Origin of the sequence: Streptomyces sp. N50, from assembly GCF_033335955.1 — a bacterium.
Lineage (GTDB): Bacteria > Actinomycetota > Actinomycetes > Streptomycetales > Streptomycetaceae > Streptomyces.
In genome coordinates, this window is record NZ_CP137549.1 from 4,427,933 (window position 1) to 4,454,404 (window position 26,472).

The following is a 26,472-nucleotide window of genomic DNA, read 5'->3' on the forward strand; positions in this document are numbered from 1 at the left end:
ACGTAATTGGTGTATCCGGAGGTAGCTCACGCCGGAGAGTGATCTTTGTGACCTACGACACACTATGGCCCCGATGTTGCGGACCTGCCGTATAGCGGCGATAAGGCCGGTGCGATGATGAGCCCGCCATGACTGCCCCCCACCCACGTACGGCGCGCTCCGGAGGTGAACTCCGGGTCCTGAGGGCCGCGGTGTTCGCCGCGGTCTGTGTCGTGCTGGCCGCGGCCGGTCACGCGATCGCCTCCTGCGCCACCGTTCCGCTGTGGACGCTCGGCGCGGGCTTCCTCGCCACCTTCCTCGTCGTGGCCCCGCTCGCCGGGCGCGCGCGCTCGCTGCCGGGGATCGTGGTGCCGCTCGCGGTCGGACAGACCGTGCTGCACACGCTGTTCGGGCTCGGGCAGACGGCCACCACCACATCGGCCGACTCCCTCTCGGCCTCCGACGCCACGCTCGTCGCGCGCGCCGCGCATCTCCTGTGCGGGACCACCGCCGCGGCGATCAGCCCGGCGCAGGCCCACCAGATCCTCACCGACGCGCGGCTGCTGCCGGCCTCGGGCTCGATGAGTTCGATGAGCGGCATGGGGTCGATGCATCACCCGGCGGACGCCATGTCCACCTCCGCCGCCTCCTCGATGTCGCTGTTCCCGTCCCTGTCCATGCTGCTCGGTCACGTCCTCGCGGCGCTCGCCGCGGGCTGGCTGCTGCGGCGAGGGGACCTGGCGCTGCTGCGCCTGATGGAACTGTCGGCGCACGGAGTCGCGGAAGGGGCGCTCGTACGGTCCCTGCGCGGGGCCCTCGCCCTGGTGCGCGCCCTGCGGGCCGGGCTGCCGGGGGCGCCCGACGCGGGCCCGCGTCCGCTTCGTAGCGCCCTGTTCGCGCCGCCCGCGCCGCACACCGCCGCGCTCCAGCACTCGGTGATCCGGCGCGGTCCGCCGGCCGCCGCCGCACACACCCTCGCCGCCTGACGCGACGCGACCACCAACCCCGCACTCCCTTCTTGTGCGTGGAGAGGCCGCCGTCGTGCGGCACACGCGCGTGCCCGTGTTCCCCAGCCGGGAAACCCCGGTGCACCTGGGACACCACGCGCCCCTCTTCACCACCGGAACTCACTCGAACTCGAAGTGGAGTGCTCCTTTCATGAAGGCTTCTCGTATCGCCGCCGCCGTCGGTGTCGCCGGCTCGGCCGTGCTCGTGCTGTCCTCCCCCGCCTTCGCGCACGTCTCCGTGCAGCCGGAGGGCGCGGCCGTCAAGGGCGGCTACGCGGTCGTCGACTTCAAGGTCCCGAACGAGCGTGACGACGCCTCGACCACCAAGCTGGAGGTGAACTTCCCGACCGACCACCCGCTGGCCTCCGTGATGCCGGAGCCGATCAGCGGCTGGACCGTGAAGGTCACCAGGTCCAAGCTGGCCAAGCCCGCCGAGATGCACGGCGAGACGATCACCGAGGCCGTCACCAAGGTCACCTGGACCGCGACCGGCAAGGGCGTCGAGCCCGGCTACTTCCAGAAGTTCCCGGTCTCCGTCGGCATGCTGCCCACGGACGCCGACCAGCTCGTCTTCAAGGCGCTGCAGACGTACTCCGACAAGGAGGTCGTGCGCTGGATCGAGGTGCAGAAGGACGGCGCGGAGGAGCCCGAGAACCCGGCTCCGACCCTGACGCTGACCTCCGCATCGGCCTCCGGCGCGACCGCCGAGGACGCCTCCGAGAAGACCGAGACCACAGCCGCCGACTCCACCTCCTCGTCCGCCGACTCCTCCGACACCACCGCCCGCGTCCTCGGCGTGGTCGGCATCGCCGTCGGCGCGGCGGGCGTGGCGTACGGCGTTCTCGCCGGCCGACGGCGTACGACCGTCTGAGGCCCGTCCGCTCATGGCGCGCACAGGGGTCCGTGCGACTCTTGCGTACGACCCCGGTGCGCGCCGGAGCTCTCACAACTGGGACATTTCTCTATGCGCAAGAAGACGTTCGCGGCGGCCGTTCTGCTCGCCGCCGCCACCCTGACGCTCTCCGCCTGCGGCAGCGGCAACGACAGCCAGAGCCCTGTCTCCGTGGTCTCCGAGGACACCGCGACCCAGGCCGCCACCGTGCTCGACACCCCGTTCGAGAAGCCGGACCTGGTCCTCACGGACACGCACGGCAAGAAGTACGACTTCCGGGCGGAGTCCAAGGGCCGGCCGACGCTGATCTACTTCGGCTACACCCACTGCCCCGACATCTGCCCGCTGACGATGAACAACATCGCCGTCGCCAAGAAGTCGCTGCCCAAGGCCGAGCAGGACAAGCTGCTGGTCGTGTTCGTGACGACCGACCCGGCCCGGGACACCCCCTCCGAGCTCGGCAAGTGGCTCAAGGGCATCGACACCCAGTTCGTCGGCCTGACCGGCGACTTCGCCACCATCCAGGCCGGCGCCCGCTCGATCGGCATCTCCATCGAGCCGACCTCGAAGGACAAGAACGGCAAGCTCGTCTCCGTCCACGGCACCCAGGTCGTCGCCTTCTCCCCGAAGACCAACGGCGGTTACCTGCTCTACGGCCAGGACACCACCGTCGACGACTACACCAAGGACCTCCCGAAGATCATCAAGGGGGAGAATCCGTGAGGCGGTTCGCGGTGCCCGTCGCGGTGCTGACCGGCGCGCTGGTCCTCACCGGCTGCGGCGGCTCGGACGACGCCAAGGCCCAGCTCTCCGTCAGCTCCGCCTACATGCCCCAGCCCGTCTCGGACATGGCGGCGGGCTTCCTGGACATCGCCAACAAGGGCGGCGCCAAGGACGAGTTGACCTCCGTCACCAGCGACCTCGGCCCGGTCTCCGTGCACGAGACCGTCGGCCAGACGATGGAGGAGGTGAAGTCCCTCGCTGTGCCCGCACACGGTCAACTCGTGTTCAAGAGCGGGGGCAACCACCTGATGTTCGACAAGCTGAAGCACACGCTGAAGCAGGGCGACAGCGTGACCGTGAAGCTGCACTTTGCCAAGTCCGGCCCCCTCACGGTTGAGATGCCCGTGAAGTCGGCGACGTACAACCCCACGACCGGGCACTGAGGGAGGGACCCCACCTTGAAGACGACCATCACCCCCCGCGTCCGCAATCTGGTGCTGCTGCTCCTGGCTGTCACCGGCATGCTCTTCGCCGGGGCGGGTACCGCCTCCGCGCACGCCGCGCTGACCGGCAGCGACCCCAGTTCGGGGGTGGTGGTCGACAAGGCGCCGACGCAGATCTCGCTCACCTTCTCCGAGAAGGTCTCGACGAACGACGACTCGCTGCGGGTGCTCGACCCGAAGGGCAAACGCGTCGACGTCGGCAAACCGTCCAACATCAGCGGGACGACCTACGCCACCCAGGTGCGCAGCGGACTGCCCGACGGCACGTACACGGTGGCCTGGCAGGTCGTGTCGGCCGACAGCCACCCCGTCGGCGGCGCCTTCACCTTCTCGATCGGCTCCCCCTCGAAGACCACCGTCTCCGCGTCGGCCGAGCAGGACGTCGGCGGCGGACTCGTCGGCGGGCTGTACGGCTTCGGGCGCTACATGTCGTACGCCGGCTTCATCGTCATGGTCGGCGGCGCCGCCTTCATCCTGGCCTGCTGGCAGCGCGGCGCCGGAGTGCGCGCCCTGCAGCGGCTCGTGGTCTCCGGCTGGGTCTCGCTGACCGCGGCCACGCTCTGGCTGCTGCTCCTGCGCGGCTCGTACTCGACCACCGGCAAGGTCGGCGACATCTTCGACCTGAACCTCCTCGGCCAGGTCCTCCAGACCAAGACCGGCGCGGCCCTCGTCTCCCGGCTCCTTCTCCTCGCCGCCGCCGCGCTGTTCATCGCCGTGCTCTTCGGTGCGTATGACAAGCGGGAGGACGAGGAGAAGCGGGACCTCACCTTCGGTCTCGCGATCGGCGGCGGTGTGGTGGCCGCCGGGCTCGCGGCGAGCTGGGCGCTGGCCGAGCACGCCTCGACCGGGCTGCAGCCCGGCATCGCGATGCCCGTCGACGTCGTCCACCTGCTGGCCGTCGCCATCTGGCTCGGCGGCCTCTCCGCCCTCCTGGTCGCGCTCTACCGGGCGCCCGCCGACAACCTGGTCGGGCGGAGTGCCGTACAGAACTTCTCGCGCATCGCGTTCGGCAGCGTCCTCGCGCTCGTCGCGACCGGCGTCTACCAGTCCTGGCGCCAGCTCGGCTCCTGGTCGGCGTTCACCGACACCGGCTACGGCCAGCTGCTGCTCGTGAAGATCGGCCTCGTGGCGCTGCTCGTCGGCATCGCGTCGATCTCGCGGCGGTGGACGGCACGGCTGGCGGAGACGGCCGGGGCGACCGCGACGGTCGTCGAGGAGCGTGCGCCGGAGAAGGAGACACCCGAGAAGGAGAAGGCGCACGCCAGCGCGTCCACGAAGACCGCCGACTCCAACGCTACGGCGTCTGCCGCGGCCAGCGCCTCCAGCTCTACGACGTCCACCGAGGCCGGCACCTCCAGCGCATCCACCAAGGCCGCCGTCTCCAGCGCCACGACCTCCGCGAGGGCCGGCGTCTCCAGCGCCACGACCTCCGCCGAGGGCGACTCCGATGCGGCCGCGTCCGCCGAGGGCGGCGACTCCGAGACGCCCGGCGATTCCAAGCGGGCCGCCCAACTCGCGCGCCAGCAGGCCGCCGTAGACTCCACGCGGCAGAAGCGACTTCGGAACGCCGACCCGATCCGCTTCGGGCTGCGCCGCTCCGTGCTCGCCGAGGCCGCCGTCGCCGTCGTCGTCCTCGCCGTCACCACGGCCCTGACGGCTACCGAGCCGGGCCGCACGGAGGAAGACGCCAAGGCGGCCAAGTCCTCCTCCTCGTCCTCTTCTTCGTCGTCGGCCGGCGCCCTGACCCTGGACATGTCGTTCGACACCGGGGGCACGGACGGCAAGGGCGTCATACGCCTCGACCTCGACCCCGCGCGCGTGGGCGGCAACGAGATGCACGTCTATGTGCAGCGCCCCAACGGCCGGGCCTTCGACGTCCCCGAGGTGAAGGTCGCCTTCACCCTCGCCGCGAAGAAGATCGGCCCGCTGCCCGTGACGCCCGACCGCATCACCACCGGGCACTGGGCGGCGAACGGAATCCAGATCCCCATGGCGGGCGACTGGAAGATCTCGGTGACCGTGCGGACCTCCGACATCGACCAGACGACCGTCGACAAGAACGCGCAGATCGGCTGAACCACGCCATGCCTGACCAGTCCATTCCCGAGGCCCGGACCGTAGAGGCACCTCCCGGGGAGGCCGTTTCCGAAAGCGCCTCCCCCGGGGAGGGCATTTCCCGCCGACGGCTCCTCGGTACGGCCGGTGCCACCGGGCTCGTGCTCGGTGCGGCGGGCGGGGCCGTGGGGTACGCGGCCGCGCCCGCCGGGGCCACACCGCTGACCTCGCTGGGCGAGGACATGGCAATGTTTCACGGGAAACATCAGCCCGGCATCACCGAGGGCCTCCAGGCGCGTGGCCATCTCGTCGCCTTCGACCTGGCGGCGGGCGCGAGCCGCAAGGAGGCGGCGGCCCTGCTGCGCCGCTGGTCGACGACCGCCCAGCGGCTGATGGCGGGCGAGGCGGCGGCGCAGGACGACACGGATGTCGCCCGGGACGCGGGACCCTCGTCGCTGACGATCACCTTCGGCTTCGGCAACTCCTTCTTCTCCCGTACGGGACTGGAGAAGCAGCGGCCCGTCTCCCTCGATCCGCTCCCCGACTTCTCCTCCGACCACCTCGACAAGGCGCGCAGCAACGGCGACCTGTGGGTGCAGATCGGCGCCAATGACGCGCTGGTGGCCTTCCACGCCCTGCGCACGATCCAGAAGGACGCGGGCAGCGCGGCCAGGGTCCGCTGGCAGATGAACGGCTTCAACCGGACGCCGGGTGCCACGGCCCACAAGATGACGGCCCGCAACCTGATGGGCCAGCTCGACGGCACCCGCAACCCCAAGCCGGCCGAGTCCGACTTCGACAAGCGGATCTTCGTGCCGGCGTCCGGTTCGACCGACCCGGCCTGGATGGCGAACGGCTCCTACGCCGTCGTACGCCGGATCCGCATGCTCCTCGACGACTGGGAGAAGCTCTCGACCGGCGCCCAGGAGAACGTGATCGGGCGCCGCAAGTCCAACGGGGCGGCGCTGTCCGGAGGCGGCGAGACGACCGCGATGGACCTGGAGAAGACCGACGCGAAGGGTGCCCTGGTCGTCCCCATCAACGCGCACGCCCGGATCGCGCGGCCCGACCAGAACGGCGGCGCGGCGATGCTCCGGCGCCCGTTCTCGTACCACGACGGCATCGCCGCCGACGGCACCCCGGACGCCGGGCTGCTCTTCGTGTGCTGGCAGGCGGACCCGTTGCGCGGCTTCGTCACCGTGCAGCGGAAGCTGGACCGCGGGGACGCCCTGTCGACGTACATCCGACACGAGGCGAGCGGCCTGTTCGCGGTGCCGGGCGGGGCGGCGGAGGGCGAGTACGTGGGGCAGCGGCTGCTGGAGGGGTGAGGCCGTCGCTCCCTCCCGGCCTCGCGGGGCAGCGGCTCCAGCCGGAGCCCGTCGCCCTCACGGGTGGCTGGGCCAGGAAGCGTGTACCCGGTTTCGCAAGGCCCATTAGGGTGAGGTCATGCCAGCCAGCTACGCGTATCTCGGCCCTGAGGGCACCTTCACCGAAGTCGCCCTGCGGACGCTTCCCGAGGCGGCCACCCGGGAGCTGATCCCGTACGTGTCGGTGCAGTCCGCGCTGGACGCGGTGCGCACCGGCGAGGCCGAGGCCGCGTTCGTGCCGATCGAGAACTCCGTCGAGGGCGGCATCACCACCACCCTGGACGAGCTGGTCGCGGGCGCGCCGCTGATGATCTACCGCGAGGTGCTGCTGTCGATCACCTTCGCGCTGCTGGTCAGGCCAGGCACCAAGCTCTCCGACATCAAGACGGTCTCCGCGCACCCCGCCGCCCAGCCGCAGGTCCGCAACTGGATGAAGGCGAACCTCCCGGACGCCCTGTGGGAGTCGGCGGCCTCGAACGCGGACGCCGCCCGGCTGGTCCAGGAGGGCCGCTACGACGCCGCGTTCGCCGGTGAGTTCGCGGCCGCCCGGTACGGTCTCGAAGCGCTGGAGACCGAGATCCACGACGCGGAGAACGCGCAGACCCGGTTCGTGCTGGTGGGCAGGCCCGCGCGCCCGGCCGCCCCGACCGGCGCCGACAAGACGTCCGTCGTGATCTGGCAGCGCGACGACCACCCCGGCGGTCTGCGCGACCTGCTGGGCGAGTTCGCCACCCGGGGCATCAACCTCATGCTGCTCCAGTCCCGCCCGACCGGCGCCGGCATCGGCAACTACTGCTTCTGCATCGACGCCGAGGGGCACATCTCCGACCGCCGGGTCGCCGAGGCGCTGGCCGGGCTCAAGCGGATCTGTCTCCAGGTGCGCTTCCTCGGTTCGTACCCGCGCGCGGACGTCGGCGTGGACGGGGTGCGGCCGCTCTTCCCGGCCACCTCGGACGAGGATTTCCTGGCCGCGGCCGACTGGGTCGCGCACTGTCAGGACGGCCGTTTCTGACCGGTCGTACCCGTCTGGTACCCGTGCAGCACCCGTGTGGCGTCCCGGTACTACCTGCGTATCTTCGTTATCCACAGAAGTTATCCACAGGCCCACTTCTCGACCTGGGGACAAGTCGACAACGAAGCGCGATCCAGTCGACAAATCTCCCTACAGGCCGTCGACTCGTCCACCGGGGCGTAGGTCACTCTTCGTCCACCTGTTTCCTACGGGCAATCCTATGGAGCGACGCATTTCCACCCGAAAGTGGACCCAGGGCGCGTTTAGGACAGGAATTACCCGTCGCGCGAAACCTTGTGGAAATGATCGTTTTCGATGTCCACAGATCTTTCGCACACCCTGTGGATAACTCTTCCGGGATGTGGATTCCTGTGGACAACCGCGCCCCCAAGTCCCGTTTCCCACAAGGGATTCGGGTCAACAGGCCGCCTCGCGCCTGCCCCCATCCAGGGAGCGGAGGGCCTTTTCATTGACACGCGCCGACGCGTAGGAACACTCTGCGCAAATGCCTCATAACTATATGTAAGCCACAGTTCGGAATACCGAGTCGTGAGGCGGAACTCCGCACCGGTAGCCTGTTGCGCGTGATTGACCTTCGCCTGCTCCGTGAGGACCCCGACCGTGTGCGCGCGTCCCAGCGCGCCCGTGGAGAGGACGTCGCGCTCGTCGACGCTCTCCTGTCCGCCGACGAGCGGCGCAGGTCGTCCGGCGTCCGCTTCGACGAGCTGCGCTCCGAGCAGAAGGCGCTCGGCAAGCTCATCCCCAAGGCCTCCGGCGACGAGAAGGCCGAGCTGCTCAAGAAGACGGGCCAGCTCGCCGCCGACGTCAAGGCGGCCGACGCCGAGCAGCACGAGGCGGACGAGGAGACCAAGCGCCTCGCGCTCCAGCTCGGCAACCTCGTGCACCCCGACGTGCCCGTCGGCGGCGAGGAGGACTTCGTCGTCCTGGAGACGCACGGCACGATCCGCGACTTCGCCGCCGAGGGCTTCGAGCCCAAGGACCACCTGGAGCTCGGCGAGGCGCTGGGCGCCATCGACGTCGAGCGCGGCGCGAAGGTCTCCGGCTCGCGCTTCTACTACCTCACCGGCGTCGGCGCCCTCCTGGAGCTGGCGCTCGTCAACGCGGCGATCGCGCAGGCCACGGAGGCCGGCTTCATCCCGATGCTGACCCCGGCGCTGGTCCGCCCGCGCGCCATGGAGGGCACCGGCTTCCTCGGCCAGGCCGCGGAGAACGTGTACCACCTGGAGAAGGACGACTTCTACCTGGTCGGCACCTCCGAGGTCCCCCTCGCCGCCTACCACATGGACGAGATCCTCGACGCGGAGAAGCTGCCGCTGCGCTACGCGGGCTTCTCCCCGTGCTTCCGCCGCGAGGCCGGCACCTACGGCAAGGACACGCGGGGCATCTTCCGCGTGCACCAGTTCGACAAGGTCGAGATGTTCTCGTACGTCCTCCCCGAGGACGCGGAGAACGAGCACCAACGGCTTCTGGACTGGGAGAAGCAGTGGCTCACCGCCCTCGAACTGCCCTTCCAGGTCATCGACGTGGCCTCGGGCGACCTGGGTTCGTCGGCGTCCCGCAAGTTCGACTGCGAGGCGTGGATCCCGACCCAGGGCAAGTACCGCGAGCTGACCTCGGCCTCCAACTGCGACAGCTTCCAGGCCCGCCGCCTGTCCGTGCGCCTGCGCGACGGCAAGAAGGTCCAGCCGCTGGCCACGCTCAACGGCACGCTGTGCGCCGTACCGCGCACGATCGTGGCGATCCTGGAGAACCACCAGCTGCCCGACGGTTCCGTGCGCGTGCCCGAGGTGCTGCGCCCGTACCTGGGCGGCCGTGAGGTCCTGACGCCGGTCGCCAAGTGAGCACCGGCTTCCCGTACAAGCTGATCGCGACCGACCTCGACGGAACGCTCCTGCGCTCCGACGAGTCGGTCTCGCCCCGCACCCGTACCGCCCTCGCGGCGGCCGCGGAGGCCGGCGCCGCGCACATCGTGGTGACGGGCCGCGGGGTCCCCTGGACCCGGCACATCCTCGACGACCTCGGCTACGACGGCCTCGCGGTCTGCGGCCAGGGCGCCCAGGTCTACGACGCCGGGGAGCACCGCCTGCTGACGTCGGTCACCCTGGACCGCCAACTGGCCGGTGTGGCACTCGCGAAGATCGAGGCGGAGGTCGGCCCGCTGTACCTCGCGGCGAGCCGGGACGGCCTGGACGGCGAGGTGCTGGTCGGCGACGGGTACGCGGTCACGGGCTCGCTGCCGTCGACGCCGCTCTCGGACGTGTCCGAGCTGTGGGCGGCGCCGCTGAACAAGATCTACATCCAGCACCCGACCCTCACGGACGACCAGCTCGCCGAGGCGGCCGGCAAGGCCGCGGGCGGCTTCGTCTCGGTCGCGATGGCCGGCGCGGGCATCGTCGAACTCCTCCCGCTCGGCCTCTCCAAGGCCACGGGCCTCTCCCTCGCGGCCCGTCGCCTGGGCCTGAAGGCCGCCGACACGATCGCCTTCGGCGACATGCCCAACGACATCGCGATGTTCGCGTGGGCGGCGCACAGCGTGGCGATGGCCAACGCGCATGAGGAACTCAGGGCGGTGGCGGACGAGGTGACGTCGTCGAACGAGGACGACGGGATCGCGGTGGTGTTGGAGCGACTGCTGGGTTGAGGTCGGTGTTTGGCTGCGGGCCGGTGGGGGCTGGTCGCGCCCACGCGGCGGAGCCGCAAGTCGATACGGCCCCGCGCCCCTAGGTGGGCACGCTCGCCCTGGATTTCATCTGCGGCCCAGTCCAACGTCTTGCGGAGGATGCACGGATCGAACGTGCGCGGGCTTTTCAGCCCGACCATGGCTTAGCAAGCCAGTGCCTTACCACTCGGCCAATCCTCCGGGAGGGCGGCCCACGCGATAATGAGTCGCGTGCTCGAAGTGGCCGCCCCGGGCAGCTCCCCGTGGTGGGCGACTCGACGGAGGGTAACTACTCCGGAGACCGCCGCGGGCTGCCCTGAAGGGAGTTGGACGTCCTGTCGTGCATCGACATCGTCCAGCTCCTCTCCCAGTCGGTGGCGCCGGCTGATCCGGCGTCGACACAACAACTGTGCCTGTACGCCGAGTTGGACGCCACCGAATTAAACCGGGGCCGCGGTACGCGCCCCTTTAGGGGCGCGAGGAACTGCGCGACAAGCCCCCACCGGGCCCGCAGCCATACAACGACTACGCACCCAGCAGAACCTTTATCGCCGCCGCCACTTACGCCGCCGAGCCTTGCTGAAGAACCACCCCGCAGGCGGCTCGTCCGAGCGCCAGGGCTGGGGCTCGGGCGACTCGTTGCGCCAGCGCGCCGCAAGCATCCGCGCCCGGGCCGACGGCTCGGCCGTCTCGGCGGACCGTATGAAGTCGTCGTCCAGGACCAGCTTGTCCCAGCCGTCGCCGGACTCCGCCTGTCCGCCGCCGTACGTCGCCTCTCCGGCCATCCCCGTTCCTCCCAGCCGTGCGTCCACGTTTGTCCAGTGTGCCCGGACAGAGATGAAGCCCCCGTCAAGATCAGGCCCTGTCATTCCTCGCCGACGAGCTTCAGCGAGCGCAGCTTCTGTCCGGCGTACCAGGTGGCTCCAGCGGTGACCGCGACGAGGAACACCGTGGCCGTGGTCAGTCCGACGTCCGAGGTGACCAGGTCGCCGCCGGCCACCTTGTGGGCGACGGCCAGGGACCACTGCTGGACGCTGAGCGTGCGGGCACCGGCGACCAGGGAGCCGAACAGGGCTTCCCAGACGAGGGCGTAGACGAGGCCGAAGACCACCGCGTGCCGGGAGACCGTGCCGAGCAGCAGGAAGAGTGCCGCGTAGGCGATGGACGCGACCAGGGCGGCCACCGTGTAGGCGACGGCGATCTGCTGGCCGTTGCCGTTGAGGATGAGGCCGGCGATCAGCATGGGGACCGCCGAGAACACCATGGTGACGGCGACCGCGACGATCAGCTTGGTGAAGATGATCGTGGGCCGCTTCAACGGCTTGGACAGCAGGTACACCACCGAGCCGTCGTCGATCTCCGGACCGATCGCGCCCGTGCCCGCGATGACGCCGATGATCGGCACCATCGTGGCGAGCCCGAGCCCGCCCAGGACGTCGACCGCGGTCTGGTCGTCGGCGCCGGTGAGGCCGCGTACCACTACGGAGATCGCGATCAGCAGGAAAGGCAGGGCGCCCAGGATGAGGGCCCGGCGCCGGCCGAGTAGGGCCCGGTAGGTGAGTCGGGCGACTGTGGGGTCGTACATCTCTTGGCCTCCTACGCCGCGACGAGATACGAGAAGACGGATTCGAGCGACTCGTCCGACGGCGAGACCGTGAGCAGCCGGATGCCGTGGTCCCTGGCCACCCGGGGCAGCAGGGCGGTGAACCGGCCGAAGTCGACGGCCTGGATGCGCAGCGCGCCCTCGGCCAGGTCGACCTCGATGCCGGACGTCGACGGGTCGGCGATCAGCGCGGCCGCGAGGGCGCGGTCGTCGCTGGAGCGGACCAGGTAGCGGTGCGGGCGGTCGGTCATCAGGCGGCGGATCTTGCGGAAGTCGCCGCTGGCCGCGTGCCGTCCGGCCACCACCACCTCGATGTGCCAGGCGAGTTGCTCGACCTCTTCGAGGATGTGGGACGAGAACAGCACCGTGCGGCCCTCGTCGCCCATCCGCCGCAGCAGGTCCATGAGCTGCATGCGCTGGCGCGGGTCCATGCCGTTGAACGGCTCGTCGAGCAGGAGCAGCGACGGGTCGTGGACCAGGGCGGACGCCATCTTCACGCGCTGGCGCATGCCCTTGGAGTACGTCGAGATCTTGCGGTCCTGCGCGTACTCCATCTCGACCGTGGCCAGCGCCTTCTGGGCCGCCTTGGCGCCGAGGCCGTGCAACTCGGCGTTGGCCACGACGAATTCGCGTCCCGTGAGGAAGTCGTACATCGCCTCGCGCTCGGGGACGATGCCGATGTGCTTGTAGATCTGTTCGTTGCGCCAGACCTGCTGGCCGTCGAGGGTGACGGTGCCGGTGGAGGGGGCGAGGAAGCCGCCCATCATGTTGATGAGGGTGGACTTCCCGGCGCCGTTCGGGCCGAGCAGTCCGGTGACGCCGGGGCCGACGTTCATGGTGATGTCGTTGACGGCGACCACGTTGCCGAACCAGCGGGAGACGTGGTCGATGGAGAGCGTGGTCACAGGCCCACCTTCCGGTAGCGGCGGATCAGGAGGCCGTAGGTCGCGGCGATGAGGCCCAGGACGGCGAGGACGTAGACCACGCCTTCGGCGTGGCTGGGGCCGACGCCTCCGGGGGACGCCGAACTCGCGCCCAGGAACGCCGACTGGAGACCGTCGATGAGCGTGACGGGCGAGAAGAGGCCGATCCAGGGGATGGCGCTGGTGGAGTTCTGCGCGTTGGCGATCGCCTCGAGGGTGGAGACGGCACCGGAGGAGATGGTCAGTACGGCGATGATGGCCGCGATGCCGAAGCCCCGGCGCGGAGTGACCGCGGCGATGACCAGGCCGATGCCGGCGAAGAGCAGCGAGAGGAGGGTCACGGAGACGAGTCCCTGGGCGAAGCCCTTGGTCTGGTCGGCGAAGTCCAGCTTGGCCAACAGGGCGCCTACGTAGAGCACGATCAGCGGGGCGCCGGTCAGGATGAGCATGGCCGAGGCCAGGGCCGCGAACTTGGCCCTTACGTAGTCGGCGGTCTCGATCGGCCGCGAGAAGTACAGCGGCACGGTCTTGAAGCGCAGGTCGCGCGAGACCGACTGGGGTGCCTGCGAGGCGACGTAGAGGCCGATGACGGCCTGCATGATGATCGCGTAACGCGTGTAGTCGACGGGCAGTTCCTTGGCCTTCGTGGCGACCGCGACGGCCACCATGATGGCCGCGGGCACGCACATGACCACGAACAGCAGCATCGGCAGCACCTTGGACTTCACCGAACGGCCGAGGCCGTACGAGCCGCGCAGGGACTGCGAGTAGAGGGAGCGGCGGGCGTAGGCGCGGCCCAGGCGGGGGCCGTCGTAGTGGCGGTAGCCGATGTTGTGGATGCGGGTCTGGTCGCCCGGCTGGGGGACCAGGGGCTGGTCAATTGCCATGGCCTACGGCCTCCTTCCGCTCTGCGTCGTGGTCGGTGCCCGTGTCGGCGTCGGTGAAGACCTCGGAGATGTGGTGCCTGCGCTGCTCCATGCGCACCAGGCCCAGGCCGAGGTCCGCGATCGTGTCCCGGACCACGTCGTACGTCTCCTCGCCGGTGGCCGTCAGGAGGAGGACGTGGCCCGCGCCCGGGAGGCCGCTGCCGTCGTGCGTGTCCACCCCGCGCGCGTGGAGCGCGTCGCGCACCGCGCGGGTGCCGTCCGGGTGCTCGTCGGTGTCGGTGACCTCGATCGCCAGGGTGGTCGTGATCTGGGTGAAGTCGGTGGTGGAGCTGGAGCGCAGGAGCTTGCCGCCGTCGACCACGATCACGTGGTCGCAGGTGCGCTCCAGCTCGCCCAGCAGGTGCGAGGTCACCAGCACCGAGATGCCGAAGTCCGTGTGGATGCGGCGGATGAGGCCGAGCATCTCGTCGCGGCCGACCGGGTCGAGGCCGTTGGTCGGCTCGTCCAGGAAGACCAGCTGCGGGTCGTGGACGAGGGCCTGCGCGAGCTTGACGCGCTGCTTCATGCCCGTCGAGTAGCCGCCGATGGGGCGGTAGCGCTCCTCGTACAGACCGACATGGCGCAGGGTGTCCGCGGTGCGCTCGCGGGCCGCGGCGGGCGGCAGGCCGGACATGCGCGCCATGTGGACGACGAACTCGGTGGCCGAGACGTCGGGCGGCAGACAGTCGTGCTCCGGCATGTACCCGACGCGCTCGCGGATGTCGGCACCCTTGGTGGCGACATCGAGGCCGAGCACTTCGGCTCGGCCCTCGGAGGCGGGGGACAGACCCAGCAGGATCTTGATCAAGGTGGACTTGCCGGCTCCGTTGGCACCGACGAGCCCCGTCACACCGGGTCCGACGTCCACGGAGAGCCGGTCAAGCGCGGTCACCCGTGGGAACCGCTTGCTCAGGCTTTCGGTCGCGATCACAGTCACGTCTACGAAGGTAGTGACGCGGGCCACTGCGGTCGTCACCCCGCAGAGCTGTCCTCACGTCAGACTCCAGGCGTACGGGTCCGTAGGGGATGCCCCTACTTGAGGGCTACGCGACCGGCCCTCGCGGTTGTCCACAGGTAGAGATCACGCCTATTGACGCAGCCTCTAACAACTGTCACATTCACGAGTGTCAAGTTACGAGCACGTACCGCAGTCGGTGTGGACAGGTGGGGCGGTGGCATGACTACGGCGGTGACACGCGAACTCTCCGCGGAACTGCGGGGGTTCAGGGAGGTCCAGCGGCTGGCGTACGAGTGCGCCGAAGCCGTCGCGGCCCGGCTGGAGCCCGGGGTGACCGAGCGCGACGCGGCGCGGATGCAGCGGTCCTGGCTGCGCGCGCGGGGTGTGAGCGACTGGTTCCATCTGCCCTTCGCCTGGTTCGGCGACCGCACGGCGTTCACGAACTTCCGGGTGCCGCTCCAGTTCTTCCCCACGGGCCGCCGCCTTGAGCCCGGGATGCCGTTCATCCTGGACATGGCCCCCGTGTACAAGGGCTTCACGGCCGACATCGGCTACTCGGGCTCCCTGGGCGCCAACCCGGTGCAGGCCAGGCTGATGGCCGACCTGGAGGCACACCGCGCGCTGCTCCTGCGGGAGGTGCGCGAGCGGCGCCCGCTGCGCGAGATCTACGAGGACGTGGACCGCCTCATGGTCCGCCAGGGCTACGCCAACCGGCACCGCGCGTACCCCTTCGGCGTGATCGCGCACAAGGTCGACCGGGTCGCCGAACGCCCTTGGTCCCCCAGGCTGTTCGGGTTCGGCACCCAGTCCCTGAAGGGCCTCGCGAGCGACGCGCTGCACGGCCACCGCGACGGCTGGTCCCCGCTCTGGTCGCCGTACCGCTTCTCCGACCATCCCCCGCACCCCGGCCTGTGGGCGGTCGAACCGCATCTCGGATTCCGGGGCACGGGCGCCAAGTTCGAGGAGATCCTGGTCGTCACCGACTCCAGGGACCCCGAACAGAGCGCCTTCTGGCTCGACGACGATCTGCCGCACGTGCGGCGCTGGGCGGAGGACAAGTGACGCTTGAGGGTGCGCGCGAGCGCTGGGTGCGGACGGGTGGAGTCGAGCTGTGCGTGGCCGAGTTGGGGGACCCCTCGCGCCCCACGGTCGTCCTGGTGCACGGCTACCCCGACAGCAAGGAGGTGTGGTCCGAGGTCGCGTCCCGCCTCGCGGACCGCTTCCACGTCGTGCTCTACGACGTCCGGGGCCACGGCCGGTCGACGGCACCGGAGCCGCTGCGGGGCGGGTTCACCCTGGAGAAGCTCACGGACGACTTCCTGGCGGTCGCGGACGCGGTCAGCCCGGACCGGCCGGTGCACCTCGTGGGGCACGACTGGGGCTCGGTGCAGTCCTGGGAGTTCGTCACCGTCGAGCAGACGGTGGGCCGGATCGCCTCCTTCACGTCGATGTCCGGGCCGTCCCTCGACCACTTCGGGCACTGGATCAACAAGCGCCTGACCCGGCCCACCCCGCGCCGCGTCGGCCAACTCCTCGGCCAGGGCGCCAAGTCCTGGTACGTGTACCTGCTGCACACGCCCGTGCTGCCTGAACTCGCCTGGCGCGGCCCCCTGGGCAAGCGCTGGCCGAGGATCCTGGAGCGCGTCGAGAAGGTCCCGCGCGGCGACTACCCGACCTCGTCGCTCCCCACGGACGCGGCCCACGGCGCCTGGCTGTACCGGGACAACGTCCGCGCCAGGCTGCGCAGGCCACGCACGGACGCGTACGCGCACGCGCCCGTGCAGCTCATCACGCCCCTGGGGGACGCGTTTCTCTCCGAGAAGCTCTACGACGAACTGGAGTTGTGGGCGCCGGGGGCGGTGCGCCACACGCTGCCCGCCAAGCACTGGATCCCGCGCACCCGGCCCGATCAACTGGCTTCCTGGATCACGGAGTTCGTGACCACCCATGAGGGCGAGCGGCCCAGGCCGACACCGGCGACCGGCAAGTACGTGGAGCGGTTCGGCGGCCAGCTCGTGCTGGTCACGGGCGCGGGCAGCGGCATCGGGCGGGCCACGGCGTTCGCGTTCGCCGAGTCCGGCGCGCGCGTGGTGGCCGTCGACCGGGACACGGAAAGTGCCGCCCGCACCGCCGAGTTGGCGCGGCTGATCGGCGCCCCCGAGGCCTGGGCCGAGACGGTCGACGTCTCCGACGAGCAGGCCATGGAGAAGCTCGCCGCGAAGGTCGCCGCCGAGTACGGCGTGGTGGACGTGCTCGTGAACAACGCCGGAATCGGACTCTCCGGTTCCTTCTTCGACACCACCCCGGAGGACTGGAAGAAGGTCCTGGACGTCAACCTGTGGGGCGTGATCCACGGCTGCCGCCTCTTCGGGAAACAGATGGCCGACCGCGGCCAGGGCGGCCACATCGTCAACACGGCCTCGGCGGCGGCGTTCCAGCCCTCCAAGGTGCTGCCCGCCTACAGCACCTCCAAGGCGGCAGTGCTGATGCTCAGCGAGTGCCTGCGCGCCGAGTTGTCCGGGCAGGGGATCGGCGTCTCGGCGATATGCCCGGGCCTCGTCAACACCAACATCACCTCGACCGCGCACTTCGCCGGGGTCGACGCCGCCGAGGAGAAAAGGCGCCAGAAGAAGTCGGCGCGGCTCTACGGGATGCGCAACTACCCGCCGGAGAAGGTCGCCGACGCGATCCTGCGGGCCGTCGTCCGCAACGAGGCCGTCGTGCCCGTCACCCCAGAGGCGCGCGGCGCCCACCTCATGTCCCGGTTCGCCCCGCGCGCGTTGCGGGCGATGGCCCGCCTGGAGCCGCCGCTGTGACCTCCGAGAGCGAGCAGCACGCGATCGCCCCGCGCCGCGTCTCCTTCGACTGGTCGCGCACACCCCTGCACTGGATACCGGACGAACCGACCGCCACCCACGTCATCAACGTGCTGCACCTGCTGCTGCCGGCGGGGGAGCGGTGGTTCGTCAAGGTCTTCAAGGAGGGCCTGCCGCTGGTCAGGGACCCTCAACTCCTCGCGGACGTCAAGGGGTTCATGGGCCAGGAGGCCACCCACAGCGTCCAGCACGCGCACGTGCTGGACCATCTCGCGGCCCAGCGGCTCGACACCGCGGACTTCACCCGGTACGTCGACTTCCTCTTCGAACGACTCCTCGGCGAACGCCCGCCGCTCGGCGCGCCGTTGCCCGAGCGGGAGTGGCTGCGCTTCCGGCTGGCGGTCGTCGCGGCGATCGAGCAGTTCACGGCGGTGCTGGGCGACTGGATCCTGGCCGCCGAGGCCCTCGACCACTCCGGCGCCGACGCGATCATGCTCGACCTGCTGCGCTGGCACGGCGCCGAGGAGGTCGAACACCGCGCGGTCGCCTACGACATGTTCCAGCACTGCGGAGGCCACGGCCTCCCCCGCTACGCCCGCCGCGTCGCCGGCATGGCGGTGACCGCGCCCGTGATGCTCTCCCTGTGGGCCTGGGGCACGGCCTACTTGATACGCCACGACCCCCAACTCGCGCGCCGCGTCCGCTACTCGCTCACCGAACACAACAGGGCCGTACGCAAAGGCCTGTTGCCCACCTGGCGCTCCCTCGGCGCGGCCGTCCCCCGCTATCTGCGGCGCTCCTACCATCCGTCGCGGGAGGGGTCGTTGAACCGGGCGGTGGAGTACCTGAAGCGCTCACCGGCGGCGCGGGCGGGGGCTGCGTGAGGTCCGGGGCGGGCGGGGGCGGCGGACGCGGGGCGAGGGGAGCGGTCGGCTCCGGCTCGAGGGCCGGGTCGGGTCCGGGCTCCGGCCCCCGCGAGGCCGCCTACCGCATCGAGGACCTCGCGCATCTCAGCGGAACCACCGTCCGCACCATCCGCGCCTACCAGGACCGCGGCCTGCTCCCCCGCCCCGAGCGGCGCGGCCGGGCCAACGTGTACGCCGACGCCCATCTCGCCCGGCTCCGGCAGATCGCGGACCTCCTCGACCGCGGCTACGGCCTGGCGTCCATCAAGGAGTTGCTGGACGCCTGGGACGCGGGCCGGGGGCTTGGCGGGGTGCTCGGACTGGCCGCCGAGGTCGACGGGCCGTGGACGGACGAGCAGGCGGTCCGGATCTCGCGCGCCGAGCTGGAGCAGCGCTTCGGCGGCAGCCCTGACGACGCGGCCGTCGCCGAGGCCGTCGAACTCGGCGTACTGGAGCCGGTCCCTGGAGACACCGACTCCTTCCTCGTGCCGAGCCCCCAAGAGCTGGCGGTGGCCGTCGAGTTGTACGCCTCGGGGGTTCCGCTGCCCGCGATCGCCTCCCACCTGCGGGAGTTGAGGGTCCAGGTGGAGCACATCGCCTCCCGTTTCCTGGAGTTCACCACCGAGCACGTCTTCGCCCGCTACCTCGACGGTTCGCACCGCCCGACGGACGCGGATGCCACAGAGGCCGCCTCACTCGTACGACGACTGCGGCCCCTCGCGCAGCAGACGGTGGACGCCGAACTCGCCCGCGCGATGCGGCTGTTCGCCAACCGGTCGCTGCGCCGGCACCTCGGTGCGGCGGAGTCTTCCCGGCCCGTGTCCTCGTCACGTTCCGTGGCCGTGCCCGAGACGACAATGCGGGCCGTGGAGGGGTTGGTTGGGCCGGAGAGGGCGGCGGAGTTCATCGCGCTGGCGGCCGAACGGGAGCTGCGGGCAAGGGCGTTGGATGCGCTCATGCCAAGGGGTGGGCCCCCAGCTGATCTTGACGAACAGGTGTGACATGACAGGGAGTTGTCCACAGAAACGCCAATTCCCCTGTGGATAACTACAGTTGGTTGTGGATCAAACATCGGCCACAAAATAAAATGCGTGATCCACGTCTCTCCCGTCATGCTGACCGGATGGATGAAAGACGCACCGTGAAGGTGTCGAAGTACCTCTCCAAGCATCTGCGCCACCAGCCCGAGCGGATCGGGCTCACTCTCGACGAGGCTGGCTGGGTCGAGATCGACACGCTGATCGCGGCCTGTGCCGCACACGGGTTCCGGTTCGACCGCGAGGAACTCGACCATGTGGTGGCCACGAACGACAAGCGCCGGTTCGCGATCGAGGGCACCCGGATCCGCGCCAGCCAGGGCCACAGCATCGAGGTCGACCTCGGACTGCCCCCGGCCACCCCGCCGCCGTACCTCTTCCACGGCACGGTCGCCCGCGTCCTGGACGCGATCCGGGCCGAGGGGCTCCGGCCCATGAACCGCCACGCCGTGCACCTCTCCGCCGACCGGGAGACCGCGACCCGTGTGGGCGCCCGCCGCGGCCGGCCCGTCGTGCTCTCCGTGGACGCGGGCGCGATGCACAAGGACGGCCACGTGTTCCGGGTCAGTGAGAACGGGGTCTGGCTCACGGAGGCGGTGCCCGTGCGATACCTGCGCTTCCCCGCGCCTCACTGACCCCGTACGACCCAAGGGGCACTGACCCCACACGGCCCAAGGGCTACTGACCTCGCACGGCCCAAGGCGTACCGCCCCCGGTATGGCCTCGGCGGCACCACCCCCGGCATGATCAGTGGTATGGACCACTTCCACAGCACCGAGGCCGCCGTCACCGCCCTCCGCGCCATCGCGTCCGAGTACGCGCGGGAGATCGAGGTCACCCACGACATCGGCGCCGACCAGACCTCCCGCCGCACCTCCGCGGGCTTCGGCGTCACCACCGACCCGGACGGTTCGCTCCCGCACGAGGCCTTCGTCGAGTTCGGCGGACTGCCGCGGGTGAGCGTGCGGCTCTACCCCGAGGACGACGCGCTGATCACGGTCGAGGGCATCGACTGCCCCGATGTCGCCCGCGACGACGTCCCCGCCTTCCTCCGCTCCGTCTTCGACGGGCACGCCTACGTCAAGACCCGCCGTTTCCCGCCCAGTTGCAACCTGGTCGTGCCGCTGCCCGGCGACCGGACGCACAAGGAGTGGATCTCGATGATCGTCCTCACACCGTGGCTGAACAGCCGCATACGGTGACGGTTTCACGTGAAACACGGACAGCCGCATAGCCTGGGAATCATGAGCCTGCGCCTGAGCACCGTGATCCTCCCGTACCGCCGCTGGAACGAGGGGAGCCGCGAGTCCTGGCAGCGCGCGGAGCAGCTCGGCTTCCACACCGGTTTCACCTACGACCACCTGTCCTGGCGCACCTTCCGGGACGGCCCGTGGTTCGGTGCCGTACCAACGCTGACCGCCGCCGCGGCCGTCACCGAGCGGATGCGGCTGGGCACCCTGGTCACGTCGCCGAACTTCCGGCACCCGGTGACCCTCGCCAAGGAGCTCATCTCGCTGGACGACGTCTCCGACGGGCGGGTCACCCTCGGCATCGGCGCGGGCGGCACCGGCTTCGACGCCACCGCGCTCGGCCAGGAGCCATGGACCCCGCGTGAGCGTGCCGACCGGCTCGGGGAGTTCGTTCCGCTGCTGGACCGGCTGCTCACCGAGGACTCCGTCTCGTACAAGGGCGACTTCTACTCGGCGCACGAGGCGCGCAACATCCCGGGCTGTGTACAGCGGCCCCGGCTGCCCTTCGCGGTGGCCGCCACGGGTCCTCGTGGGCTGAAGCTCGCCGCCCGGTACGGACAGGCGTGGGTGACCACCGGCGACCCCAAGCTGTTCGAGAACGGGACCCCTGAGCAGTCGGTTCACGCCATTCGCGGGCAGGTCGACAAGCTGGCCGACGCCTGCGCCGCGATCGGCCGGGACGTGGCCGGGATCGACAAGATCCTGCTCACCGGTTTCACCCCGGACCGCGGCCGCCCGCTGGAGTCCCTCGGCGCCTTCGTCGACTTCGCGGGCCGGCACCAGGAACTGGGCTTCACCGACATCGTGATCCATTGGCCGATCCCGGACTCCGACTTCGCCGCGGACGAGAAGGTCTTCGAGCAGATCGCCATGGAGGCTCCGACCCAGCTCCGCTGAGTCGCCACCACCGCTTGGCCGGGACCGGGGAGTGCAACGCCCCTGGTAGGGGCGGTATCCACTCACCTGTGCACTCTCCCGCACAGCCGTGCGGGCATATGCGGGAGAATGGCCCGGTGACCTCAGCTACTCGACAGCCCGAGACCCCGGCCTCCGCCGTCCCGCCACGGCTGATCGCCACCGACCTGGACGGCACCCTGCTGCGCGACGACAAGTCGGTGTCCCCCCGCACGGTGGCGGCCCTGGCGGCGGCCGAGGAGGCGGGTATCGAGGTCTTCTTCGTCACCGGCCGCCCGGCCCGCTGGATGGACGTCGTCAGCGACCACGTCCACGGCCACGGCCTGGCGATCTGCGGCAACGGCGCCGCCGTGGTCGACCTGCACGGCGGCCCCGGCGCCCACCGCTTCGTGAAGGTCCGCGAACTGGCCCGGGAGAACGCCCTCGACGCCGTACGCGTGGTGCGCGAGGCCGCGCCCGGCACGGTGTACGCGATCGAGCTGACGTACGGCTTCTACCAGGAGCAGGCGTATCCGAAGTTGCACATGGAGATACCGGACAGCCTCGCCACCGCCGAGAAACTCCTCGCGCCGGACGCCCCGGGGGCCGACGAACCGGTGCTGAAGATCCTCGCGTTCCACCCCGAGCTGGACCCGGACGTCTTCCTGAACGTCGCCCGCCTCGCCCTCGGCGACCGCGCCAACGTCACCCGCTCCAGCCCCAGCGCCCTGCTGGAGATCAGCGGGCCCGGCGTCTCCAAGGCCAGCACCCTCGCCCTGTGCTGCGCTGAACGCGGTATCGCGCCCGAGGAGGTCGTCGCCTTCGGAGACATGCCGAACGACGTCGAGATGCTCACGTGGGCGGGGCAGTCGTACGCGATGGGCAACGCGCACCCGGACGTACTCGCCGCGGCCTCCGGTCGGACCGTCGACAACAACGAGGACGGCGTGGCGGTCGTGATCGAGCGGATGCTGGCGGAACGGCGGTAGCGGCGGCCCGTAGTAACGGGCATCGTCCCGGAGCGTGCCCCTTAGGCGACCGGGACTCCCCGCTGTGCCAGCCAGGGCAGCGGGTCGACCGCCGATCCCATGTCCGGGGTGACCCGTACCTCGAAGTGCAGGTGGGGGCCGGTGGAGTTGCCGGTCGTGCCGGACTGGGCGATCCACTGGCCGGTGGTCACGCGGTCCCCCTGGTCGACGGTGACGGCGGCGAGGTGGGCGTACTGCGTGTAGTAGCCGCCCGGGTGCTCGATCACGACCGCGATGCCGAAGGCGCCTCCGCAGGACACCCGCACCACCCGGCCCGCGCCGGCCGCGCGCACCGGCGTGCCGATGGGCACCGCGAAGTCCTGGCCGGTGTGCCGGTTCGCCCAGCGGGAACCGCCGCTGCCGAAGCCCGCGGACAGTTCGACTGTCTCCACCGGTGCGACCCACGGGTCGGTGACCCGGTTCGGCGGCTGATCGAGGCGGACGGCGCCCCGACAACTTCCCGCCGCGACCGAGGCGTCCGCCTGACCCTGCAACTGACCGCGCGCCTCTTCGAGTTTCCGCTGGATGCCCTGCTTCAGCTCGGCGAGTTCGGCGTTCCGCTTCTCCAGCGTCCGCCAGGCCGACGCGGCCTTCGCCTCGTCGCCGGCAAGCCGTGCCTCGGCCCGGTGGCTCCTGCCGATCGCGTTGCCGACGGCGAGATCCGCCTGCGAGAAGACGTGCTGATCGCGCATCAGGTCCTCGGGGCTGTCCGCGAGGATGATCCGGGCGGCCATCGGGATACCGCCGCCGCTGCGGTACTGGGCGCGGGCGATCCGGCCCAGGTCCTCGTGCAGCCGAGCGATCTCCCGCCGCTCGCGGTCCAGTTGCCCCTCGACCCGCTGGGCACGGGCCCGTTGGGCGTCGGCCTCCTGCCGCCCCGCCTCGTACCGCTGCGCCGCGACCGCCGCGTCCTGGTACAGCCGCGCCACCTCCGCGCTGGCACCGGCGACGGTGTGGGTGTCGTCGTCGCCGGGACGGGCCGCCAGGACGGCGAGCGCGCACAACAGCACCGGAACGAGCAGCGGATATCGGCGAGATGAGCGCATGTCAGCGATCGTGACCCGCGCGGCAGGCAAGGGCCCTGTTCAAGTCGTACGCATGGGGGACACGTTGCTGCGAACGGCCCAGGCGGAACCACGGCGGGCAGAGGCCTGACAGGCTCGGCGGCAGCCACATCGGACGGGTGTCTGACAGGGCTCAGCGGGAGACAGGTCGGACAGGATCCAAGCAAGGCCCGGTGAGAGTCACGGCGGACTAGGTCCCGACAGGGCTCAGCAGAAGCCACACCGGACGAGTGCCTCACAGAGCTCAGCGGGAGACACGGCGGACAGGATCCAGGCAAGGTTTGTCGGAAGCCGCACCGGACGAGTGGCTGACGGGCTCAGCGGGAGACACACCGGACACGATCCCGGCCGGGGCTCTGCGGAAGTCGCACCGGACAGGGGCCCGCCGGGGCTCGGCTGAAGCCGTACCGAACAGGGGCCAGCCGGAGCTCAGTGGGGCGCCTCCCACACCAGCGTCGTACCGCCGCCGTTCTCGCCGATGCCCGGTCCGTACCAGCTGTCGCCGCCCAGGGAGTCGGCCCGGCGTTTGAGGTTCTTCAGGCCGCTGCGGCGGCCGCCCTCGGGGATGCCGACGCCGTCGTCCGCGACGGTGAGCCGTACGCCGGGACGGCCGTCCGGCAGGGTCGCGGTCGCGTCGACGACGACCTCGATGCGAGCGGCCTCCGCGTGCCGGAACGCGTTGGAGAGGGCCTCGCGCAGGGCCGCGATGAGGTTCTTGCCGGTCAGGTCGCCGACCGTCGTGTCGACCGCGCCGACGAAACGGTGACCGGGCTTGAAACCGAGCGGCACGGCCGCCATGTTGATCTCCCGCAACACCCGGGTGCGCAGTCCCGAGGGCGCCTCGGCGGGGCCCTGCTGGAGCGCGAAGATCGCGGTGCGGATCTCCTGGATGGTGACGTCGAGTTCGTCGGCGGCGTTGCCCACGCCCTGCCGCACCTCGGGAACGAGCGACCCGCGCTGGGCGCTCTCCAGCATCATCCCGGTGGCGAACAGCCGTTGGATGACCAGGTCGTGCAGGTCACGGGCGATGCGGTCGCGGTCCTCGTACACCGCGAGCCGTTCCCGGTCACGCTGCGCCTCGGCCATCATCAGCGCGAGCGCGGCCTGCGAGGCGAACTGGATCGCGAGCGTGCGTTCCGCCTCCGTGAACGGCCGCTCGCCCTGCGCGCGCGGCGTGACCAGGGCCCCCAGGACACGCCCGCCGCTCTGCAGGGGCAGCGCCATGATCGGCCCGTACGCGCGCGCGAGGGCGCTCAGCATCCGGGGATCGGTGGCCGCGTCCGCCACGAACACCGGCCGCCCGCCGAGGAGTTGCGCGATGATCTCGCTGTCCGGAGCGACGACCCTGCCGAGCTGGTCCGACGGCTGTTCCGAGGACACGGCGACGATCTCCATGCCGCCCTCGACCGCGGGCAGCAGCACGATCCCGGCCGCCGAACCGGACAGCCGGCGGGCCCGTTCCGCGACGACCTGCAGCGCCTCCTCGGCGTCTCCGCCGGACAACAGGGCGGTCGTGACGGCCACGGACCCGTCGATCCACCGCTCACGCTGCTTGGCGGCCTCGTACAGCCGGGCGTTGCCGATGGCGATACCGGCCTCGGTCGCCAGCACCCGGACCATGCTGACGTCGTAGTCGTTGAAGGGGTCGCCGCCGCGCTTCTCGCCCAGGTAGAGGTTGCCGAAGACCTCCCCCGCAACGCGGATGGGGACGCCGAGGAAGGCGCGCATCCGCGGATGGTGCTCGGGGAAACCCCAGGACCGCGGATCTTCGGCCACGTCCGTCAGCCGCACCGGCTCCGACTCCCGGATGAGCGCGCCGAGCAGGCCCGTGTGCCCGTCGGGAAACCGCCCGATCCGCCGCGCGGTGCCCGCGTCGGCCCCGTGGAAGACGAAGTCGGCGAGCGCGTCGCCGTCCTCGTCGACGACACCGAGCCCCGCGTACCGGGCGTCCGTCAGCGTGGCCGCCGCCTCGCAGATCCGCTCCAGCGTGGAGTGCAGTTCGAGCCCGCTCCCCACGGACCGCATGGCCTCCAGCAACTGCGGGACGCGGGCGGCCAGTTCGGCCGACAGTCCCGGGGCGGACGACGGGGGACCGGGGCGCGCGGCGGCTGACATACCCCGAGCCTAATTAGTCCTCTTTGTCACGGAAAGTCGAGCGGCTCAGCCACCCGACCCCCTAACCGGCCGCCACCAGCAGCTCCGACTCCGCCTCCCGCTCCGCCATCCCCCGCAACGGCCCCTCCACCGACGCCAGTCCGGCGAACGGACCCCGCTGCACCACCCGCCCCTCGTCCAGCACGATCACCTCGTCCACGTCATCCAGACCCGCGAGCCGGTGCGTGATGAGCAGTGTCGTACGGCCTTCCGTGGCGGCCAGCAGATCGGCGGTGAGCGCGTCGGCGGTCGCGAGGTCCAGGTGTTCGGCGGGCTCGTCGAGCACGAGGACCGGGAAGTCGGCGAGCAGCGCGCGGGCGAGCGCCAGCCGCTGCCGCTGCCCTCCGGACAGCCGCGCCCCGTGCTCACCGACGAGCGTGTCGAGGCCGTCGGGCAGCCCGTCGGCCCAGTCGAGCAGCCGGGCCCGCTCCAGCGCGGCCCGCAGTTCGTCCTCGGTCGCGTCCTTCCTCGCGAGCAGCAGGTTCTCGCGCACCGAGCTGTCGAAGAGGTGCGCGTCCTGCGCACACAGCCCGACGAGCCGTCGTACGTCGTCACCGTCCAGGGCGTACGCGTCCACACCGGCCAGCGTGTACGAACCCGCGTCCGCGTCCAGGAAGCGCAGCAGCACCTGCGCCAGCGTCGTCTTGCCGGACCCGGAGGTGCCGACGACGGCGACCCGGCGCCCCTTCTCCAACG

General features: G+C 70.7%; 25 protein-coding genes and 1 tRNA gene. 17 read left to right on the plus strand and 9 right to left on the minus strand.

Annotation, left to right across the window (positions count from 1 at the left end):
- The first annotated feature begins 128 nt into the window (after nt 1-128).
- The 9 genes from R2B38_RS19645 to R2B38_RS19685 all read left to right on the plus strand — a co-directional run bounded on the left by R2B38_RS19645 (nt 129) and on the right by R2B38_RS19685 (nt 10,200).
- On the plus strand, nt 129-965 hold the full coding sequence (locus R2B38_RS19645) for a hypothetical protein (RefSeq protein ID WP_318017399.1): 837 nt from the start codon (nt 129-131) through the stop codon (nt 963-965).
- Nucleotides 966-1,137: 172 nt separating this feature from the next.
- Nucleotides 1,138-1,857 carry a YcnI family protein gene (locus R2B38_RS19650; protein WP_318017400.1) on the plus strand — a complete coding sequence of 240 codons (720 nt, stop codon included), beginning with the start codon at nt 1,138-1,140 and terminating at the stop codon, nt 1,855-1,857.
- A gap of 93 nt (nt 1,858-1,950) precedes the next feature.
- Nucleotides 1,951-2,601, plus strand: a complete 651-nt coding sequence (locus R2B38_RS19655) for an SCO family protein (protein ID WP_318017401.1) — start codon at nt 1,951-1,953, stop codon at nt 2,599-2,601.
- Nucleotides 2,598-3,044 (plus strand): copper chaperone PCu(A)C, encoded by a 447-nt coding sequence (locus tag R2B38_RS19660; protein WP_318017402.1) that lies wholly within the window; start codon nt 2,598-2,600, stop codon nt 3,042-3,044. Before R2B38_RS19655 ends, R2B38_RS19660 begins: the two co-directional genes overlap by 4 nt.
- 15 nt (nt 3,045-3,059) lie before the next feature.
- Nucleotides 3,060-5,180, plus strand: a complete 2,121-nt coding sequence (locus R2B38_RS19665) for a copper resistance CopC/CopD family protein (RefSeq protein WP_318017403.1) — start codon at nt 3,060-3,062, stop codon at nt 5,178-5,180.
- Between the two features lie 8 nt (nt 5,181-5,188).
- Entirely contained in the window at nt 5,189-6,487 is a 1,299-nt protein-coding gene (gene efeB / locus R2B38_RS19670; RefSeq protein ID WP_318017404.1) for an iron uptake transporter deferrochelatase/peroxidase subunit, read from the plus strand.
- A 118-nt stretch (nt 6,488-6,605) separates the two neighbouring features.
- Complete coding sequence (pheA, locus tag R2B38_RS19675; protein ID WP_033285492.1) at nt 6,606-7,538, plus strand: prephenate dehydratase; 933 nt, start codon at nt 6,606-6,608, stop codon at nt 7,536-7,538.
- Between the two features lie 584 nt (nt 7,539-8,122).
- Entirely contained in the window at nt 8,123-9,400 is a 1,278-nt protein-coding gene (gene serS / locus R2B38_RS19680) for a serine--tRNA ligase (RefSeq protein ID WP_318017405.1), read from the plus strand.
- Nucleotides 9,397-10,200, plus strand: coding sequence for an HAD family hydrolase (locus R2B38_RS19685; protein WP_318017406.1), 804 nt, complete (start codon nt 9,397-9,399; stop codon nt 10,198-10,200). The genes serS and R2B38_RS19685 overlap by 4 nt, the downstream gene beginning before the upstream one ends.
- Before the next feature lie 132 nt (nt 10,201-10,332).
- Here the strand turns inward: R2B38_RS19685 and R2B38_RS19690 are convergent.
- The 6 genes from R2B38_RS19690 to R2B38_RS19715 form a co-directional block, all read right to left on the minus strand.
- Nucleotides 10,333-10,419, minus strand: a tRNA-Ser gene (locus tag R2B38_RS19690).
- Nucleotides 10,420-10,763: 344 nt separating this feature from the next.
- Entirely contained in the window at nt 10,764-11,003 is a 240-nt protein-coding gene (locus tag R2B38_RS19695; protein WP_318021739.1) for a hypothetical protein, read from the minus strand.
- 80 nt (nt 11,004-11,083) lie between these two features.
- Nucleotides 11,084-11,803: an ABC transporter permease gene (locus tag R2B38_RS19700; RefSeq protein ID WP_318017407.1), complete on the minus strand. Its 720-nt coding sequence runs from the start codon at nt 11,801-11,803 to the stop codon at nt 11,084-11,086.
- An 11-nt stretch (nt 11,804-11,814) separates the two neighbouring features.
- The gene (locus tag R2B38_RS19705) at nt 11,815-12,726 is read right to left on the minus strand and encodes an ABC transporter ATP-binding protein (RefSeq protein WP_019073425.1); all 912 of its coding nucleotides are present in this window, start codon (nt 12,724-12,726) and stop codon (nt 11,815-11,817) included.
- Nucleotides 12,723-13,631 carry an ABC transporter permease subunit gene (locus tag R2B38_RS19710; RefSeq protein WP_318017408.1) on the minus strand — a complete coding sequence of 303 codons (909 nt, stop codon included), beginning with the start codon at nt 13,629-13,631 and terminating at the stop codon, nt 12,723-12,725. The genes R2B38_RS19705 and R2B38_RS19710 overlap by 4 nt, the downstream gene beginning before the upstream one ends.
- Complete coding sequence (locus R2B38_RS19715; RefSeq protein WP_318021740.1) at nt 13,621-14,601, minus strand: ABC transporter ATP-binding protein; 981 nt, start codon at nt 14,599-14,601, stop codon at nt 13,621-13,623. The genes R2B38_RS19710 and R2B38_RS19715 overlap by 11 nt, the downstream gene beginning before the upstream one ends.
- A 246-nt stretch (nt 14,602-14,847) precedes the next feature.
- On the opposite strand from R2B38_RS19715, the gene R2B38_RS19720 reads away from it, so the two are divergent.
- From R2B38_RS19720 to R2B38_RS19755, 8 genes are all read left to right on the plus strand, one after another.
- The gene (locus R2B38_RS19720) at nt 14,848-15,690 is read left to right on the plus strand and encodes a M24 family metallopeptidase (RefSeq protein WP_318017409.1); all 843 of its coding nucleotides are present in this window, start codon (nt 14,848-14,850) and stop codon (nt 15,688-15,690) included.
- Nucleotides 15,687-17,444 carry an SDR family oxidoreductase gene (locus R2B38_RS19725; protein ID WP_318017410.1) on the plus strand — a complete coding sequence of 586 codons (1,758 nt, stop codon included), beginning with the start codon at nt 15,687-15,689 and terminating at the stop codon, nt 17,442-17,444. Before R2B38_RS19720 ends, R2B38_RS19725 begins: the two co-directional genes overlap by 4 nt.
- Nucleotides 17,441-18,328, plus strand: a complete 888-nt coding sequence (locus R2B38_RS19730; protein WP_318017411.1) for a metal-dependent hydrolase — start codon at nt 17,441-17,443, stop codon at nt 18,326-18,328. Before R2B38_RS19725 ends, R2B38_RS19730 begins: the two co-directional genes overlap by 4 nt.
- Nucleotides 18,329-18,435: 107 nt before the next feature.
- On the plus strand, nt 18,436-19,350 hold the full coding sequence (locus R2B38_RS19735; RefSeq protein ID WP_318021741.1) for a MerR family transcriptional regulator: 915 nt from the start codon (nt 18,436-18,438) through the stop codon (nt 19,348-19,350).
- A gap of 122 nt (nt 19,351-19,472) precedes the next feature.
- Nucleotides 19,473-20,021, plus strand: coding sequence for an RNA 2'-phosphotransferase (locus tag R2B38_RS19740; RefSeq protein WP_318017412.1), 549 nt, complete (start codon nt 19,473-19,475; stop codon nt 20,019-20,021).
- A 108-nt stretch (nt 20,022-20,129) separates the two neighbouring features.
- The gene (locus R2B38_RS19745) at nt 20,130-20,588 is read left to right on the plus strand and encodes a hypothetical protein (RefSeq protein WP_318017413.1); all 459 of its coding nucleotides are present in this window, start codon (nt 20,130-20,132) and stop codon (nt 20,586-20,588) included.
- A 42-nt stretch (nt 20,589-20,630) separates the two neighbouring features.
- Nucleotides 20,631-21,533: an LLM class flavin-dependent oxidoreductase gene (locus R2B38_RS19750; protein WP_318017414.1), complete on the plus strand. Its 903-nt coding sequence runs from the start codon at nt 20,631-20,633 to the stop codon at nt 21,531-21,533.
- A gap of 98 nt (nt 21,534-21,631) precedes the next feature.
- The gene (locus tag R2B38_RS19755; protein ID WP_318017415.1) at nt 21,632-22,519 is read left to right on the plus strand and encodes a Cof-type HAD-IIB family hydrolase; all 888 of its coding nucleotides are present in this window, start codon (nt 21,632-21,634) and stop codon (nt 22,517-22,519) included.
- Between the two features lie 41 nt (nt 22,520-22,560).
- On the opposite strand, the gene R2B38_RS19760 is transcribed toward R2B38_RS19755, so the two are convergent.
- The 3 genes from R2B38_RS19760 to R2B38_RS51340 all read right to left on the minus strand — a co-directional run bounded on the left by R2B38_RS19760 (nt 22,561) and on the right by R2B38_RS51340 (nt 26,470).
- Entirely contained in the window at nt 22,561-23,604 is a 1,044-nt protein-coding gene (locus tag R2B38_RS19760) for a M23 family metallopeptidase (protein ID WP_318017416.1), read from the minus strand.
- Between the two features lie 447 nt (nt 23,605-24,051).
- Nucleotides 24,052-25,737, minus strand: a complete 1,686-nt coding sequence (locus R2B38_RS19765; protein WP_318017417.1) for a GAF domain-containing protein — start codon at nt 25,735-25,737, stop codon at nt 24,052-24,054.
- A gap of 61 nt (nt 25,738-25,798) precedes the next feature.
- Nucleotides 25,799-26,470, minus strand: a complete 672-nt coding sequence (locus R2B38_RS51340; RefSeq protein ID WP_411978477.1) for an ATP-binding cassette domain-containing protein — start codon at nt 26,468-26,470, stop codon at nt 25,799-25,801.
- Nucleotides 26,471-26,472: the final 2 nt, after the last annotated feature.

Excerpts from the sequence above, each read along its gene's own strand:
- R2B38_RS19655 (WP_318017401.1), top strand. The coding sequence starts at position 1,951 with ATGCGCAAGAAGACGTTCGCGGCGGCCGTTCTGCTCGCCGCCGCCACC.
- R2B38_RS19700 (WP_318017407.1), bottom strand. The coding sequence starts at position 11,803 with ATGTACGACCCCACAGTCGCCCGACTCACCTACCGGGCCCTACTCGGC.
- R2B38_RS19750 (WP_318017414.1), top strand. The coding sequence starts at position 20,631 with ATGAGCCTGCGCCTGAGCACCGTGATCCTCCCGTACCGCCGCTGGAAC.
- R2B38_RS19695 (WP_318021739.1), bottom strand. The coding sequence starts at position 11,003 with ATGGCCGGAGAGGCGACGTACGGCGGCGGACAGGCGGAGTCCGGCGAC.
- R2B38_RS19745 (WP_318017413.1), top strand. The coding sequence starts at position 20,130 with ATGATCAGTGGTATGGACCACTTCCACAGCACCGAGGCCGCCGTCACC.
- R2B38_RS19765 (WP_318017417.1), bottom strand. The coding sequence starts at position 25,737 with ATGTCAGCCGCCGCGCGCCCCGGTCCCCCGTCGTCCGCCCCGGGACTG.
- R2B38_RS19645 (WP_318017399.1), top strand. The coding sequence starts at position 129 with ATGACTGCCCCCCACCCACGTACGGCGCGCTCCGGAGGTGAACTCCGG.
- R2B38_RS19760 (WP_318017416.1), bottom strand. The coding sequence starts at position 23,604 with ATGCGCTCATCTCGCCGATATCCGCTGCTCGTTCCGGTGCTGTTGTGC.
- R2B38_RS19650 (WP_318017400.1), top strand. The coding sequence starts at position 1,138 with ATGAAGGCTTCTCGTATCGCCGCCGCCGTCGGTGTCGCCGGCTCGGCC.
- efeB (WP_318017404.1), top strand. The coding sequence starts at position 5,189 with ATGCCTGACCAGTCCATTCCCGAGGCCCGGACCGTAGAGGCACCTCCC.
- R2B38_RS19755 (WP_318017415.1), top strand. The coding sequence starts at position 21,632 with ATGCGGGAGAATGGCCCGGTGACCTCAGCTACTCGACAGCCCGAGACC.
- pheA (WP_033285492.1), top strand. The coding sequence starts at position 6,606 with ATGCCAGCCAGCTACGCGTATCTCGGCCCTGAGGGCACCTTCACCGAA.
- R2B38_RS19720 (WP_318017409.1), top strand. The coding sequence starts at position 14,848 with ATGACTACGGCGGTGACACGCGAACTCTCCGCGGAACTGCGGGGGTTC.
- R2B38_RS19740 (WP_318017412.1), top strand. The coding sequence starts at position 19,473 with ATGGATGAAAGACGCACCGTGAAGGTGTCGAAGTACCTCTCCAAGCAT.
- R2B38_RS19710 (WP_318017408.1), bottom strand. The coding sequence starts at position 13,631 with ATGGCAATTGACCAGCCCCTGGTCCCCCAGCCGGGCGACCAGACCCGC.